Source organism: Collinsella stercoris DSM 13279 (assembly GCF_020735465.1).
Classification (GTDB): domain Bacteria; phylum Actinomycetota; class Coriobacteriia; order Coriobacteriales; family Coriobacteriaceae; genus Collinsella; species Collinsella stercoris.
This window is the reverse complement of the sequence record NZ_CP085935.1, coordinates 274,393-288,570: the sequence shown is the minus strand read 5'-3', so window position 1 is coordinate 288,570 and position 14,178 is coordinate 274,393. Positions and strand designations below refer to the sequence as shown.

The following is a 14,178-nucleotide window of genomic DNA, read 5'->3' as shown; positions in this document are numbered from 1 at the left end:
TTGAGGTTACCAGCGTGGGAGGGTGGGGACCAGGGAGAGGCGCTCGGCGATACCCGAGGTCCAGCGCACCTCATCATCCTCGCCTATCAGCACCGCCTCGACGCCTTCCAGCCCCTCCGCAAACGCGAGCCCCTCGTCCATGCCGAGCATGAGCGCCGTCGTCGAGTAGCCATCGCAATCGAGCGAGCGACTCGCGATGATGGTGGCGCTCGCCACATCGGTACGTGCCGGCATGCCGTCTTGCGGGCTCAGGATGTGGTGGTACGTGCGCCCGCCGCGCGAGAACCGCCGCTCGTGCAGGCCGCTCGTCACCACCGACCCGTCGGCGATGTCCACAATCGCGCGATAGTGGGCAGGATTGCGCGGATTGACCACGCCAATCTTCCATGGGTCGCCCGCGCGCACGGGGGGACGCGAGGCCCCATCGCCCGGTCTGCCGCCCCGCACCACCACGTTGCCACCCAGGTTGATCACAAATCGCCCCACGCCGTGGCGCTCCAGCAGCCCGGCGAGGTCGTCGGCGATGTATCCCTTGGCGACACCGCCCAGGTCCAGCACACATGCGGGATCCGCTATCGCAAGCGTCGGCACCTCGCCAGCGCGATCGACCTCGATGTTGTCGACCCCCACATGCGGCAAGGCGCGGGCGAGCTCCAAGGAGCTCGGCACGACCCCCTCGTGAAAATCCCATAAGCGTGTGACGGTGCCCATGGTTATGTCAAAGCACCCGCGGCTCGCGGCGCAATACGCACGCGCGACGTCCACGAGCTCGGCGGTCTCGGGCGCCACCTCGACCGGACGCGGAGAGGCGGCGTGGGCGCGCGACACATCCGAATCTTCGCGCGTTCGGGAGAGGCGGAGCTCGAAATACCGGCACCGGTCGCGACAGGCGAGCAAGGCCGCGTCGAGATCGGCCGCGCGCTCGGTGGGATTCGATGCATCTCCACCCGCACACATGTCGCCGCCCGCCGCCGTGACCGCGCCCGCCGCAGCCATGTCGCCGCCCGCCGCAGCCGCGTCGGCCGCGCCCGCGACGCCGCGCGCACCAGGGCCATCTGGCCCCGCCGCGTCTCTCCCCAAAGGATAGGCATGGAGATGCACGTCGGTGTTGAAGATGAAGAACGAGATGACGCGCGACCCATCCTCACCGGCATACGGCTCGGCGTCCTCGATGTTTCCATATGTGTAGTGCTGCATACCGCCCCCGCGCCCTCGTTGGAAATGACCGGCCTTTGGGTAGAATGACCTGAACGGCCGAGAACCCCGGCCGCTCCCTGTACCATCTTAGCGTGCGACCCCGCCCAGCCCACGCGGCACGGCGCCACGCAAAGGACATGTGAACCGAAAGGCCCGTCATGCGCTTTTTCCTCAACTGGCTTTTGACCGCCATCGCAATCGCCATCGCGACGTTCATCGTCCCCGGCATCGCCCCGTTCGGCCCGGCGGACCCCTGGCTGAGCTTCGCCTTTGTCGGGCTGTTCCTCGGCTTGGTCAATTCGCTGGTCAAGCCCCTCATCACGGTCATTTCGCTGCCGCTCACCTGCCTTACCGTGGGGCTCTTCCAACTGGTGGTGAACAGCTTCATGCTCGAGCTCGCCAGCTGGCTCTCGGTCAACCTGCTCGGCTCCGGCATTTCCATCAGCGGCTTTGGCGCGGCCCTCATGGGTAGCATCATCGTGAGCATCATGTGCACCATCTTGGGCGTGGCCACGAGCGACTAGCATGCCGCCACACCTCGGCCCACGGGACCCCGACCGATGGGGCCTCGACCAGCAGAGCCGCGAACAGCAAACGTACAGACGCATAGACGCGCAGGCACGCGGCACGCAGGACCGCATATCGCGCGACACGCTGACCGCGACACACTGACCGGGGACCTTCGTCCTTGAGCTACGCCTGCTGAGGACCCTTGTCCTTTGCAAGAACGTCCTCACACATCAGATCGGCGATGGTGACGCCATCGAGATACTCCTGGATCATGCGGTCGAGCTCCGTCCACACGCGGACCGTCCGGCATGTCGCCGCCCGCTCGCAGGTGTTGTGCGGGCCGTTCAGGCAGGAAACAGGCGAAAGCGACCCCTCGGTCAGACGCAGGATCTCGCCCAACGTGAACTCCTCGGGCTCGCGCGTCAGGCAATACCCGCCGCCCTTCCCTCGCAGGCCGGAAAGCATGCCATGGCGCACCAACGTGGAGAGGATGTTCTCAAGATATTTCTCAGATATATCCTGACGGACGGCGATCTGCCGGAGCGGAATCCTGCCCTCATCGCGGTGTTCTGCCAAATCGACCATGACCCGCAGGGCGTAGCGGCCCTTTGTGGATACCAACATGATGTCCGCGCTCCCTCCACATTGGTTCGACACCCGAAGCATAGCAGATAACCCCCTATCTCCGGTAGGAAGATTGCCCTTGCGCCAGCTAAGGGCGCGAAAGGCATCCCCTATGTTTCAAGACGGTTACCTATAACCTACTAACTTGGTATGGTTTATGATGTCACGCATTCGCGAACTGCGAGTATCATGAAAGCAATCGACCGCGCGAATAAGGAGTCCATCATGAGCGCTGTGTACACATCCGTCGACCAACTCATCGGCAAGACGCCCCTCCTCGAGCTCGCGGGGCTCGAGCGCGAACTCGACCTCAAGGCCCGCGTGCTCGTCAAGCTCGAGCGCCAAAATCCCGCCGGGTCCGTCAAGGACCGCGTGGCGCTCAACATGCTCAACGAGGCGGAGGCCGCCGGGCTCATCGCCCCGCACAGCGGCTACACCATCATCGAGCCCACGAGCGGCAACACGGGCGTCGGCCTGGCCGCGCTCGCCGCGGCGCGTGGATACCGCCTGGTCATCGCCATGCCCGACACCATGAGCGCCGAGCGCCGAGCGCTTTTGGCCGCCTACGGAGCCGAGCTGGTGCTGACACCGGGCGCCCAGGGCATGAAGGGCGCCATCGCGCGCGCCGAGGAGCTCGCGCGAGAGACCCCCAAGAGCTGGATCGCCGGGCAATTCACCAACCCATCAAACCCCAAGGCGCATGAGACGACCACCGGCCCGGAGATTTGGCAGGACACCGACGGCGCCGTCGAGGTCTTTGTTGCGGGCGTGGGTACCGGCGGCACCATCACGGGCGTGGGCCGCTACCTCAAGCGGCAAAACCCCGCCGTCCGCGTCGTCGCCGTCGAGCCCGCAAGCTCCCCCGTGCTCTCGGGCGGGGCTGCGGGACCCCATGCCATCCAGGGCATCGGCGCGGGCTTTGTGCCGAGCGTGCTGGACACCGCGGTGTACGACGAGATCATCCCGGTGGTGAACGAAGACGCGCTCGCCACGGGGCGCATGCTCGCACGCAAGGCGGGCGTGCTGGCAGGCATTTCCTCCGGCGCGGCGACCTGGGCCGCGATCGAGCTGGCCAAGCGGCCCGAGAACGCCGGCAAGACGATCGTCGCCCTGCTGCCCGACACGGGCGAGCGCTATCTGTCCACGGCGCTCTTCTCCGAGTAGACGCACGACCGACCTGCACCCGGCCCGCTCCCGGACCGCCCCCGGACCGTGCTCCGCCGCGCACGACGCACCCGTCGCGCGCCCGACCAATGCGCGTTCCGAACCCGACCCGCACCGACCCGCTCTCCCCGCGCACGCGTCGTGACCGACCCGCGCTCGCGCCGGGACGGCCCCCATCGACCGTCCAATCCCTAAGGAGCCCCATGACCCGCAAACGCGTGCTCGTCGCCATGAGCGGCGGCGTCGACTCCAGCGTCACCGCCTATCTGCTCAAGCAGGCGGGCTACGAATGCCTGGGCGCGACGATGCTGCTGCACGGCGACGCCGAGCCGGGCGCATGCGGCAGCGGCTCCGATGCCGACGACGCGGCGGCGATCGCGCGGCGCCTGGGCTTTTCGCACGAGGTCATCGACCTGCGCGCGACGTTCGAGCGGCGGGTCGTCGAGAAGTTCGTGCGGACCTACGAGCAAGGGCGCACGCCCAACCCCTGCATCGACTGCAACCGCCACCTCAAGTTCGACGCATTGCTCGACTACGCGCGCGACCATGGGTGCGACTACATCGCGACCGGTCACTACGCCCGCATCCGGACGCTTGGGGAAACGCTGGGCCCGGGGGCCACAAGGGCCCTGCACTTTGACGTCCATCGTCCCGGGGCGGCAAAAGACAACCCCGGGCGCATTGGGGCCCCAGACAGCGACACCGCACCCGGCCCCACCGGGCGAAACAGCCCGCATCCCGTCGAAGCGGCAAGCTCCGCGCGCACCCTTCAGGCGGGCCTGCTCGAGCGCATCGCGCAGACCGCGGGCGACGCCGCAACGGGAGGCGCCGCCCCCGCATACACGCTCTCCTGCGCATGCGACCCCTCGAAAGACCAGAGCTACGTGCTGTACTCGCTCACGCAAGAGCGCCTCGCCCACACGCTGCTGCCCCTCGGCGGCCTGTTCAAGGAGCGCGACGTGCGCCGCATCGCGCGCGAGCAGGGTTTTGAGAACGCCTCCAAGCGCGATAGCCAGGGGATCTGCTTTGTGCCGGGCAACGACTTCGCAACCTACATCGAGCGCCGGCGCGGCGCGGCGCTGCCGGAGGGCGATATCGTGAACACGCGCGGGGAGGTGCTGGGGCGCCACCAGGGAGCCATCCGCTACACCGTCGGGCAGCGCAAGGGCCTGGGCGTGGCGTGCGCGCATCCGGTGTACGTGACGGGCATCGACGCCCAGGCGAACACCGTGACGCTCGGCGAGGTCGAGGACCTCATGGCGAGCGGACTCGTTGCGAACGACTGGATCTGGAGCGCGCCGGCGCAGATCATGGAGGACCTGTTGGACGAGGCGGGCGCCGAGGGCTTGCCCGTGAGCGCCAAGATCCGCTACCGCCACCCCGCCCAGCCCGCGCGCCTGCGCAGGGCGGCAGACGGGCAGGACGGCTACTTGGAGATCGCTTTTGACGATCCGGAGCGCGGAGTCGCCCCCGGCCAGGCCGTCGTGGTCTACGCCGGCGAGGTCGTCCTCGGCGGCGGCACCGTGGTGCGGGCGACCAAATAAGGACGGCAACCGGACGGCACCTCAATCAGGCAGGTACCACGGCGGAGTCCCGCGCATGAAGGGCCGCAAAGAGCGCTCCCCCTATCACGCGCAGCCGCCGTTGTCCAATTGCCCGACATCGACTTCCAGCAGGTCCTCTATGCAGCAATGCAAGACGCGCGCCAGCTCCGCGACCGAGCCCACCTGAGCGCGATTGATGTCCTTATTGCGCTGCTCGTACATCTGGATGGAGCGCAGCGACACGCCCGCACGATACGCAAGCTCCCTCTGACTCAGTCCCAAGCGCTTTCGCATCTTTGCCAGGCGCGTCTCGCCCTTCACGCTGCGCAGTCGTTCCGCGACAAGCGCCGCGACCCGCTCCTCCGAGGATTCGTGCCATGGGGTATAGAGAGCGAGAAACTCGTCGTATGGCACCGCGCTGAACAACGTGTCGAATGACACGCCCAATCTCCACTGCACATAAGCCGCGACCCACCCGAGCCAGTACTCGGGCGTTTTCTCCATGCGCACGCCCGGCTCGACCAACCCGTCGACGTCGTAGCCGAACTCCCTGCTTAAACGCACGAATAGCTCACATCCACACAAGCCGACGACCGCCCATGGCTCACCCCTGCCAAACGATTGCGCCAGGGCGCTCATGCAAAACAGGTCCGCGATCTCGTCCCCTTCGGCCCCATGGTCGTTCACCGCATAGTCGAAAAACTCCCCGAGCGACTGCATCGCATCGGGCACATATGCCTCATCGTATGCGCGGGTCATCTTCACGCACCCTCTCTCGCATCAGGTCCCGGATGTAGAGGCCGTCATAATCAACGGTCGAGCACTCTTCCCTAAACGCGCGCCGCGCGGAAGCGTCGCGCCGCATGCGAAGCGGATAATAGTCGCGCGAAGACACCACGGTGTACCCGCGAAAACGAAGCCGGTCAAACGCGCGATCGCCGCGCACCATCACCTGACTCCCCAGGCCTCCAAGGCGCATCGCGGCCGCAACCTGCCCCACCGACAACGTGTTGTTCAAAAACGCGCGGACAAACGAGAAGTAGGAGTCGTCCGCACGATACCCCTTGACGACATCATATGGACCAAGGTCGATGCCAAACCCCGCACGAAGATACTCGAGGCCGTCGCGCGCAATCGGGCTCGAGACCTGCACGGGTCGATTGCTCACCAAAACCGCGAGCCAGTGCAAGACGGAGTGCTCGCCCGACTCCAAGTCGAGTACGTTCAAGCCCTCAAGGTCGAGCTCGTATTGGTTGGCGATGCCGCCCCGCCCCCGCTGCGGGCATGCCCATTCACATGCCAGGTCCTGATATGGCGTGCAGTAAAACCCCGGCCCGTAATCGTTGTAGGGTCGGCACAGCGCGCGCACGGGCTTTCGAACGATCTCTGGTGAACCATGCCACAGCTCCATACGCGCCCTTTCTCGATGTATCACTACAGTGATAGTAGCATGACGGATGGAGTTGCAAAAGCATCAGGCCCGCGAGGTGCCGGAGGACGCCACGGCCACGCCGCGCCAGCATGGTCATCTTCTCGAGTTGCCGCAACGGACTTGGAATCCCTCGCTACGCCGCGGGGTTCTCGCCCTCACGGTCGGAGAACATCAAGAAAAACGCCACGAGAAGTAGCAGCGAGCAGATCCCGATGGCGGACAGGCCAAAGCGCTCCAGGCACCAATTGCCCAGGACCGCGCCGCACACAAAGACGGCGATCACGCCAAAGTACAGCGCGCCGTTCATGAGAAAGCCGCGCTCGTGGGTGACGATGTAATCATCGACGTTCTGCAGGGCGCTGCGCAAGTTGCCGATGCACATGGTGGTCGCGATGCCACGACCGTGGATCTTGCGGAAGCTCTCCACCTGCATGCCGCAGGCAAGGGACGTGAGCCCGTTGGCGAGCATGTTGTATTCGGACGAGAGGAGGCCGACCCCCAGCAGGATCACGGCCTCGGCCAGCACGGTGAGCTGACGCCAATGCATGACGCTCGCGAAGCGCTCGTGTACGAGGTCGCTCACCATGATGCCGACGGAGAAGCACAGGACCGGAAGCAGGTAGCGCATGGCGAGGGAGGGGTCGCCCTCTGAAAGGTGCACACCCACGAGCAGGATGTTTCCCGTCTGGGCGTTGGCGAACACGCCGTCGCGGCCGACGTAGGAGTAGACATCCATGAATCCGCCGACCAACGCCAAGATGATGCCGAGCTCGATCGACTCGGAAACCTGCTTTGCGCGTTGCATGCACCCTCCCTCTCGAATATGCCGTCAGTGCAACTCCCTACAGCATATGCCATGACGCGAACGCCACCCCACCTCAATTTAGGGACTGTCCCTAAATTAAAGTTCTAAATTGAGGTTGACAGCCCTAATCCTCTTCGATGCCTAAAAACACCTGTGTGCGAGGGTAGTAAAGCACCGTCGACCCAGCCTCGGCGCTGGTGAGCTCGGAAAGGACTCGCGGCCAATCGCCGCGCTTGACCGAAATGTGCGCAACGGGGGTGCTGTCGCCCACGTGCTCGAACAAATCGACCTCGTATTCGTCGGGCGTGAACGAGGGAACGCGGCCGCTGCCGTTACGATCGAGAGCCTCCTCGTACGAGGCGACGCGAACGCCCTGCGGACCGTCTTGCGCATCTCCCGCAACATCGGACAAGGTGGTAAACGCAATGAACAAGCCCAGGCACGTCAGAGCGATGAACATGACATTGACGAGCACTGACGACAGGGAAAAGCCCTTGTACGGCCCCTTGTTCGACCCCATGTTGACATAGATGCCAAAGCAGCCAAAACTCAGGCCAAACAACAAGCCTGAGACCCCATTGACGCCATGACGGAAGAGCCCGGCGCCCCCCGTGGATGGGCCGATGAACGCATAGAGCATGCCCAGGGCTCCAAGGAGCAGTAACGACACGCTCACGTTGCGCACCGCCAGATCGCGCTTTGCCTGCCTTTGGGAGCGTACCATCGGCTCTCCTTTTCAACGTGGGCCAACATGCAAAGCAGCATATCAAAACCACACGCAGAAACGGGCGACCTCAGATTTGGGGCCTCGACCTCAGATTGGGGACAGACCCTTATTTGAGGTGGCCGCGCTCGGCGATCCGCGCCGGCGCTCAAACGGGATTGCGGACTTTATCTTGTACCTACACGGCATAGCCCAGCGCGAGGCGGTGCTCGTCCGGGGTGAGCCACCTGAGCGCCTGAAACCTCAATTTAGGGACTGTCCCTAAATTGAGGTTCCTAAATTGAGGTTGACAGGCGCGCAAATCGGTCTACACTAGCCTGCGATTCTTCCAGAAGGCCTCGGCCGCGACATTGAGGGAGGTGCGTCATGGATCACCCCGCCAGTAGCTGCGCCCCGCAGACGGCAAAGCCCCGATTGCGCCATGACGGCACCGGTCGTGCAGCGGGCATCGGAGACAACTGACGAGCAACGCACACGAGCGCTTCTCGCGAGAACCGAGAGGCCTCTACCGGCAGCACCCCGTCAGCAGACGAGAGCGGGCACATGCCCCTCGCGTCCGATCCGCACACCCGCGACTACGAACCCGCCGCCATGAGGTTCCGCCCACCAATGGAATCAGCGAGCTCCGCGAGAGTTAACTCTCGGTGTCTGAAAGTGCCTAAATCGGCTCATATGCGCTTCGAAAGTAAACTCTCGACGCATTTCCCAGCTTGAACCCCAGCGCAACGCCACGCACGCCTTGCATCGCCGCTCTGCATGGGCGCATCTCCTTTGCAGCCAGACAACCCGCCCGGACCCACCGGGCGCGACGTCAAGGAGGTGCCTCATGATCTGGATGAAGCACATCGACAACCCGAACGCCCCGACGACCGGCAAGACCAACGTCGCCGCCGGCGCCGCACCTGCCCCGACCGCCCGCACAACACAGGCCCGCGCGCGCCGCGGCATCCGCCGTGTGCTGGGCAGCGTGGGCGCACACGCCCGCCACAACACGAGCACGCACGCCGCGGCCGCGCGCACCTCGGACCTCGACCCCGAAATCGCACGCATCGGCGCACTCGACGCCGCCAAGGTCATGGAGCTGCTCGGCACGAGCCCGCACGGGCTCACCGAGCAGCAGGCGCGTCGCATCCGCTCCGCGCACGGCGCCAACATCATCGCGCCCGAGACGCACGACCCGCTGACCGCCCGCCTCTCCCGCGCCTTCCTCACGCCGTTCACCCTCATCTTGCTCGCGCTCGCCGCGATCTCGCTCTACACCAACGTCTACCTCGCCTCCCCCGGTAAAGCCGACCCCTCGACCGCCATCATCATCGGCGTCATGGTGCTCATCTCCGGAGGCATCTCGTTTTGGCAGGACACGCGCGGCGCGGCGGCGGCCGACGCGCTCAAGGGCCTCGTCACCATCACCTGCCGCTGCGTGCGCGCCGACACGGGCGCGGCCGAGATTCCGTTGGCGGACGTGGTGCCCGGCGACCTCATCGAGCTCGCCGCGGGCGACATCATCCCTGCCGACCTGCGCGTCGTCTCAGCCAGGGACCTCTTCCTCACGCAGGCGGCGCTCACCGGCGAGTCGGACCCTGTGGAGAAGACGGCTGCTCCCGTCGAGCCGCCACGTGACCGCACCCTCACCATCGACGACTGCGTGAACTTCGCCTTCGCCGGCACCACCGTGCAAAGCGGCTCGGGCACGGGCGTCGTCGTGACCACGGGCGCACGCACCTACCTGGGAGGCATCGCGAGCGAGCTCGACGCGCGGCCCACCGCCACGAGCTTCGACGTGGGCGTGGCGTCCGTCTCGCGCGTGCTCGTGGGGTTCATGCTCGTCATGTGCCCCATCGTGTTCGTGCTCTGCGGCCTCACCAAGGGCGAATGGCTCGACGCGCTGCTGTTCTCCATCTCCGTCGCCGTGGGCATCACCCCGCAGATGCTGCCCGTCATCGTGACGACCTGCCTCGCGCGCGGCGCCGAGGCCATGCGCGCGCACGACGTGGTGGTCAAGGAGATCTCGTCCATCCAGAACCTGGGCGCCATGGACGTGCTGTGCTGCGACAAGACGGGCACCCTCACGCGCGACAAGATCGTGCTCGAACGCCATCTGGACGTGTTGGGCGCGCCGAGCGACCGCGTGCTGCGCCACGCCTACCTCAACAGCCTGTTCCAGACGGGCCTGCGCAACCTCATGGACGAGGCGATCATCGAGCGCGCCGAGGCCCTTGCCGCAGGCGGGCCGAGCATGGACGCCCGAGCGGGCGAGGTCCAGGGGCGCAACGATTCCGAAGTCGCCCCGATGCACACAGCCGAAACGAACGCCGGCGCAACCGTCAAAAACCTCTCACCGCAAGCGCCGGAGTCCGTCTCCGCAGGCAATAACGCAGCCCACAATCGCTCTTCGCTGGAAGCATCTCCAATCGCAGCGGGCGCCGGCGCTCTCGGCACGCGTATCTCCCCCGAAGCCGCCGCGATCGCCGCCGCGCGCAACCAGTGGCGTCTGACAGACGAAATCCCCTTCGACTTCGACCGCCGGCGCATGAGTGTGGTGGTCGAGGACGGCTCGGGCAAACGTCAGCTCATCACCAAGGGCGCCGTCGAGGAGATGCTCGGCGTGTGCAGCGAGGTCGAGGTGGGTGCCGAGGTTCTGCCGCTCACGCCGGAGCTCGCCACGCAGGTGCTCGACCGCGTGCGCCGCCTCAACGAGCGCGGCATGCGCGTGGTGGGCGTGGCGCAGAAGAACGACGTGCCGGTGCGCGACCTCACCGCCGATGACGAGCGCGACATGACGCTCATCGGCTACCTCGCGTTCCTCGACCCGCCCAAGGCGAGCGCCAAGTCCGCGGTGCAGGAGCTCGGCGGCCTGGGCGTGAGCGTCAAGGTCCTCACCGGCGATAACGCCGCCGTCGCCGCCACCGTCTGCGAGCAGGTGGGCATCGACGCCCGCGACATGCTCACCGGCGCCGACATCGATGCGCTCACCGACGCCGAGCTGGCCGAGCGCGCCGAGCGCACGGGGCTCTTCGCCAAGCTCTCTCCCCTGCAGAAGGCCCGCATCGTTCGCGTGCTGCGCGAGCGCGGCGGGCACACGGTGGGATTTATGGGCGATGGCATCAACGACGCGGCGGCCATGCGCGCGAGCGACTGCGGCGTCTCGGTGGACACCGCGGTCGACGTGGCCAAGGAGTCGGCCGACATCATCCTGCTCAAAAAGGACCTCACCGTGCTCGCGCGCGGCATCGTGGAGGGCCGCCGCACCTACGGCAACACCATCAAGTACATCAAGACCACGGCGAGCTCCAACTTCGGAAACGTCCTTTCCGTGCTGGCTGCCGCGGCGTTTTTGCCGTTTCTGCCCATGAGCGCCCTGCAGCTGCTCCTGCTGGGCATGGCGTACACCGTGAGCTGCGTGGCGCTGCCCTGGGACCGGGTGGACAGCTCGTTTTTGGCACGGCCGCGCACCTGGGACGCGCGTGGCGTCGTGAGCTTCATGCTGGGGCTCGGCCCCGTGAGCTCAGTCTTCGACATCCTCACCTTTGCCACCCTGTTCTGGATCGTGTGCCCGCTCGTGGCGGGTGCGCCGTGGGAGGCGCTCGCCACCCCCGACCAGCGCGCGCTGTTCGCGCTCGTGTTCCAGACCGGCTGGTTCGTCGAGTCCATGTGGACACAGACCCTGGTGATCCACCTGCTGCGCACCGAGCGCCTGCCGTTTGTCCAGAGCAGGCCCGCCGCCTCGCTCACGCTGCTCACCGCGCTGGGCGTGGGCGCCGTCACCCTCATGCCGTACGTGCCCGGTGTGCGCGAGGCGCTCGGCCTCGTGCCGCTGCCGGCTGCGTTCTTTGGCGTGCTCGCCGCGATGATGGCGGGCTACCTGCTGTTCACGAGCAACGCCAAGGCGTGGTACGTCCGTGCTCACGGGGAGCTGCTGTAGCGAGCGCGCCCGCATGCCGTGCCGTGCACCGTGCCGCACGCACGCCGCACGCCTCCGCGGGCGCGCAAAACCTGCTACCATGCTGCCCAGTCAACGTCTCGAAAGGACACCTCATGCAAACTGTCATCTTCGACATGGACGGCACGCTCATCGACACCGAGCGCGTGAGCCAATCCTCCTGGCGCCGCGCGGCGAGCGACCTTGGCATCACGCTCTCCAGCGAGATCCTGCACGCCTTTGTGGGTTGCAGCATCCCCAACGCCAAGGAGATCATCAACGCCGAATTTGGCGACCCCGACCTCACGGAGCGCCTCTTCGAGCACCAGGCGGGCATCTTCATGGAGGCCATGGAGCGCGACCTCGAGCTCAAGCCCGGCGCCGCCGAGGCCATCGCTGCCGCCAAGGATCGCGGCCTTGGCGTCGCGCTCGCCACCTCGAGCGGGCGCGAGTACTCCATCAACAACATGACGCGCTTTGGTCTCATGGACTCCTTCGACGTCACCGTGTTCAAGGAGGACATCGAGAACCACAAGCCCGCGCCCGACGTGTACCTCGTCGCCGCCGAGCGCCTGGGCGTCGACCCCGCCCAGTGCATCGCCGTCGAGGACTCCTTCAACGGCGTGCGCGCCGGCGCCGCCGCGGGCATGCGCGTGGTGATGGTCCCCGACTATAACGAGCCCACGGACGAGATCCGCGAGCTCTGCGCCGAGGTGCTGCCGTCGCTCACCGAGCTTCCAGCCGCACTCGACCGCCTGATGTAGCACGTACCGGCCTCCCGCCCGCACCTCACCGAAACGCGGGCGGGAGGCGCGGGCGGGCTGTGCTACATTGAGCAAATCCCATCGCACGCATGGGATTATCGATACCACCGGCACGCCCGATCGAGGTCCGTATGACACACACCACCTCCACCGCCAGCCGCAGGCAGGCAACCATCGTCATCATCGGTTGCGCGGTCCTCTTCGTCGCCTTTGGCATCATGGTCTACAGCCGCTTTTGCACGAGCATCGGCATGGCGGGGCTTTACAACCGCTCCGCTATCGGCGTCTCCTTTGTGCTGTTCGGCATCGCCATGGCGCTCTTCACCCCCTGCGTCTACCTGCAACGCATGCATCGCAAGCACGTCGACTCCAGCCAGCTCGGCCGGGAGATGCTCGGCATCGTTTTGGGATTTCTCTGCTACGTGGTGCCGTTTTTCCTCGCCATGGGGGCACTGGCCTCCGCAGACAGCACGGGGCCGTTCGGCATCGCGCTCACCATCGCCTTCGGCGCCATTCCCTTCATCTACAGGCGCCACCGCAAACAGCACCCCATCAGCTACCAGCACACCGGTTCAGCCGCACTCGTCGCGTTTTGCGGCGTCTTTGCCCTCGTCTCGCTTGTGGGAGGCGCGTATTCCTGCAGCGAGGTTATCGACGACCTGAACGGCGGATGGCGGCAGGAAACCTTTGCGTTTTACGAGTTCAGCATCGACCAGCCGAGCGGACGCGGCGCGGTACTCACGCCCACCACGTACGAGGTGGCCCTGTACAAGAACGGCGAGTCCGTCAAGCATCGCCGGGCGGACGCGCGCCTCTCCGTCAACGCCGCCGACTGGCCGCAAGTCGCGGCCGTCCTAGACGAGCCCATGGCGGAGGTGCGCTGGTACCCCAAGACGCGCACCCTCGTGGGGGCGCGCGGCATCGTCGGCCGGAACCACGCCGGCGATACGATCGACTAGAAAGTGGGGCGAGCCATGGGACCCTCAAAGCGCAGCGCCGGCACGAAGGACGATATCGCAAGCACGCGCGCGGCTGCCGCGCCGCTCAACGGCACATCCCTCCCCACCGCAGCCCTTCCCGGCGCGCCCCTTCCCAACGCGCCCCTCCCCAACGCACCGGTCCCTGCCGCGCCCCCAACGGCGCCGCGCCCACGCGCCGCGTCCTCGCAGCGCGTCTACAGCCCCGGCGGCTGCGGTTGCGCCCTGCTCATGGCACCGGTCGTGGCGGCGGGCATCGGCCTTGCCGTATTGTCGCTGGGACTCGCCCTCCTGGCATTGATCGCGCTCATCGCCGCGATCGTCCTCACCGTTCGCGAAATCAAGCGGACGCGCTCGGGCGCGGGCGCGCGCACGGGCTTTGTCATCGCGGCAACCGTGCTGTACGTGCTGAGCCTGCCCTATCTGGGGCTCTTTATCTGGTTCTGGTTCGTAGACTAAAAGCGCCGCGCGGCGCGTCCGCTCCCCTCACGTGAAGATGGCGTATGCTAACCGCATGC

At 66.3% G+C, this 14,178-nt stretch carries 13 protein-coding genes; 7 read left to right on the top strand and 6 right to left on the bottom strand.

All coding sequences use genetic code 11. The features are described from left to right. Positions 1-6: 6 nt before the first annotated feature. The gene (locus LK434_RS01260; RefSeq protein ID WP_227917780.1) at positions 7-1,197 is read right to left on the bottom strand and encodes an FAD:protein FMN transferase; all 1,191 of its coding nucleotides are present in this window, start codon (positions 1,195-1,197) and stop codon (positions 7-9) included. Between the two features lie 158 nt (positions 1,198-1,355). Here LK434_RS01260 and LK434_RS01255 point away from each other — a divergent pair, with 158 nt between their 5' ends. Then, complete coding sequence (locus LK434_RS01255) at positions 1,356-1,721, top strand: phage holin family protein (RefSeq protein WP_006722048.1); 366 nt, start codon at positions 1,356-1,358, stop codon at positions 1,719-1,721. Positions 1,722-1,890: 169 nt separating this feature from the next. Here LK434_RS01255 and LK434_RS01250 read toward each other — a convergent pair whose 3' ends face one another. Beyond that, complete coding sequence (locus LK434_RS01250) at positions 1,891-2,331, bottom strand: RrF2 family transcriptional regulator (RefSeq protein ID WP_040361935.1); 441 nt, start codon at positions 2,329-2,331, stop codon at positions 1,891-1,893. Between the two features lie 225 nt (positions 2,332-2,556). Here LK434_RS01250 and cysK point away from each other — a divergent pair, with 225 nt between their 5' ends. Next, the gene (cysK, locus tag LK434_RS01245) at positions 2,557-3,495 is read left to right on the top strand and encodes a cysteine synthase A (RefSeq protein WP_040361890.1); all 939 of its coding nucleotides are present in this window, start codon (positions 2,557-2,559) and stop codon (positions 3,493-3,495) included. A 203-nt stretch (positions 3,496-3,698) separates the two neighbouring features. Beyond that, positions 3,699-5,039 (top strand): MnmA/TRMU family protein, encoded by a 1,341-nt coding sequence (locus LK434_RS01240; protein ID WP_227917779.1) that lies wholly within the window; start codon positions 3,699-3,701, stop codon positions 5,037-5,039. 84 nt (positions 5,040-5,123) lie between these two features. Here LK434_RS01240 and LK434_RS01235 read toward each other — a convergent pair whose 3' ends face one another. The 4 genes from LK434_RS01235 to LK434_RS01220 form a co-directional block, all read right to left on the bottom strand. Next, positions 5,124-5,798 carry a helix-turn-helix domain-containing protein gene (locus tag LK434_RS01235; protein ID WP_006722052.1) on the bottom strand — a complete coding sequence of 225 codons (675 nt, stop codon included), beginning with the start codon at positions 5,796-5,798 and terminating at the stop codon, positions 5,124-5,126. Continuing rightward, the gene (locus LK434_RS01230) at positions 5,779-6,450 is read right to left on the bottom strand and encodes a DUF3990 domain-containing protein (RefSeq protein ID WP_006722053.1); all 672 of its coding nucleotides are present in this window, start codon (positions 6,448-6,450) and stop codon (positions 5,779-5,781) included. Before LK434_RS01230 ends, LK434_RS01235 begins: the two co-directional genes overlap by 20 nt. Before the next feature lie 154 nt (positions 6,451-6,604). Next, positions 6,605-7,276, bottom strand: coding sequence for a YoaK family protein (locus LK434_RS01225; protein WP_006722054.1), 672 nt, complete (start codon positions 7,274-7,276; stop codon positions 6,605-6,607). A 124-nt stretch (positions 7,277-7,400) separates the two neighbouring features. Next, a complete protein-coding gene (locus LK434_RS01220; protein ID WP_006722055.1) occupies positions 7,401-8,000 on the bottom strand; it encodes a hypothetical protein in 600 nt (199 codons plus the stop codon). An 826-nt stretch (positions 8,001-8,826) separates the two neighbouring features. Here LK434_RS01220 and LK434_RS01215 point away from each other — a divergent pair. The 4 genes from LK434_RS01215 to LK434_RS01200 all read left to right on the top strand — a co-directional run bounded on the left by LK434_RS01215 (position 8,827) and on the right by LK434_RS01200 (position 14,119). Beyond that, positions 8,827-11,922: a magnesium-translocating P-type ATPase gene (locus LK434_RS01215; protein WP_227917778.1), complete on the top strand. Its 3,096-nt coding sequence runs from the start codon at positions 8,827-8,829 to the stop codon at positions 11,920-11,922. 113 nt (positions 11,923-12,035) lie between these two features. After that, positions 12,036-12,683 (top strand): HAD family hydrolase, encoded by a 648-nt coding sequence (locus LK434_RS01210; protein ID WP_006722059.1) that lies wholly within the window; start codon positions 12,036-12,038, stop codon positions 12,681-12,683. A 131-nt stretch (positions 12,684-12,814) separates the two neighbouring features. Beyond that, complete coding sequence (locus tag LK434_RS01205) at positions 12,815-13,642, top strand: hypothetical protein (protein WP_006722060.1); 828 nt, start codon at positions 12,815-12,817, stop codon at positions 13,640-13,642. Between the two features lie 15 nt (positions 13,643-13,657). Continuing rightward, complete coding sequence (locus LK434_RS01200) at positions 13,658-14,119, top strand: hypothetical protein (protein ID WP_006722061.1); 462 nt, start codon at positions 13,658-13,660, stop codon at positions 14,117-14,119. Positions 14,120-14,178: the final 59 nt, after the last annotated feature.

Coding starts and splice junctions, on each gene's coding strand:
- LK434_RS01260 (WP_227917780.1), bottom strand. CDS start 1,197: ATGCAGCACTACACATATGGAAACATCGAGGACGCCGAGCCGTATGCC.
- LK434_RS01255 (WP_006722048.1), top strand. CDS start 1,356: ATGCGCTTTTTCCTCAACTGGCTTTTGACCGCCATCGCAATCGCCATC.
- LK434_RS01250 (WP_040361935.1), bottom strand. CDS start 2,331: ATGTTGGTATCCACAAAGGGCCGCTACGCCCTGCGGGTCATGGTCGAT.
- cysK (WP_040361890.1), top strand. CDS start 2,557: ATGAGCGCTGTGTACACATCCGTCGACCAACTCATCGGCAAGACGCCC.
- LK434_RS01240 (WP_227917779.1), top strand. CDS start 3,699: ATGACCCGCAAACGCGTGCTCGTCGCCATGAGCGGCGGCGTCGACTCC.
- LK434_RS01235 (WP_006722052.1), bottom strand. CDS start 5,798: ATGACCCGCGCATACGATGAGGCATATGTGCCCGATGCGATGCAGTCG.
- LK434_RS01230 (WP_006722053.1), bottom strand. CDS start 6,450: ATGGAGCTGTGGCATGGTTCACCAGAGATCGTTCGAAAGCCCGTGCGC.
- LK434_RS01225 (WP_006722054.1), bottom strand. CDS start 7,276: ATGCAACGCGCAAAGCAGGTTTCCGAGTCGATCGAGCTCGGCATCATC.
- LK434_RS01220 (WP_006722055.1), bottom strand. CDS start 8,000: ATGGTACGCTCCCAAAGGCAGGCAAAGCGCGATCTGGCGGTGCGCAAC.
- LK434_RS01215 (WP_227917778.1), top strand. CDS start 8,827: ATGATCTGGATGAAGCACATCGACAACCCGAACGCCCCGACGACCGGC.
- LK434_RS01210 (WP_006722059.1), top strand. CDS start 12,036: ATGCAAACTGTCATCTTCGACATGGACGGCACGCTCATCGACACCGAG.
- LK434_RS01205 (WP_006722060.1), top strand. CDS start 12,815: ATGACACACACCACCTCCACCGCCAGCCGCAGGCAGGCAACCATCGTC.
- LK434_RS01200 (WP_006722061.1), top strand. CDS start 13,658: ATGGGACCCTCAAAGCGCAGCGCCGGCACGAAGGACGATATCGCAAGC.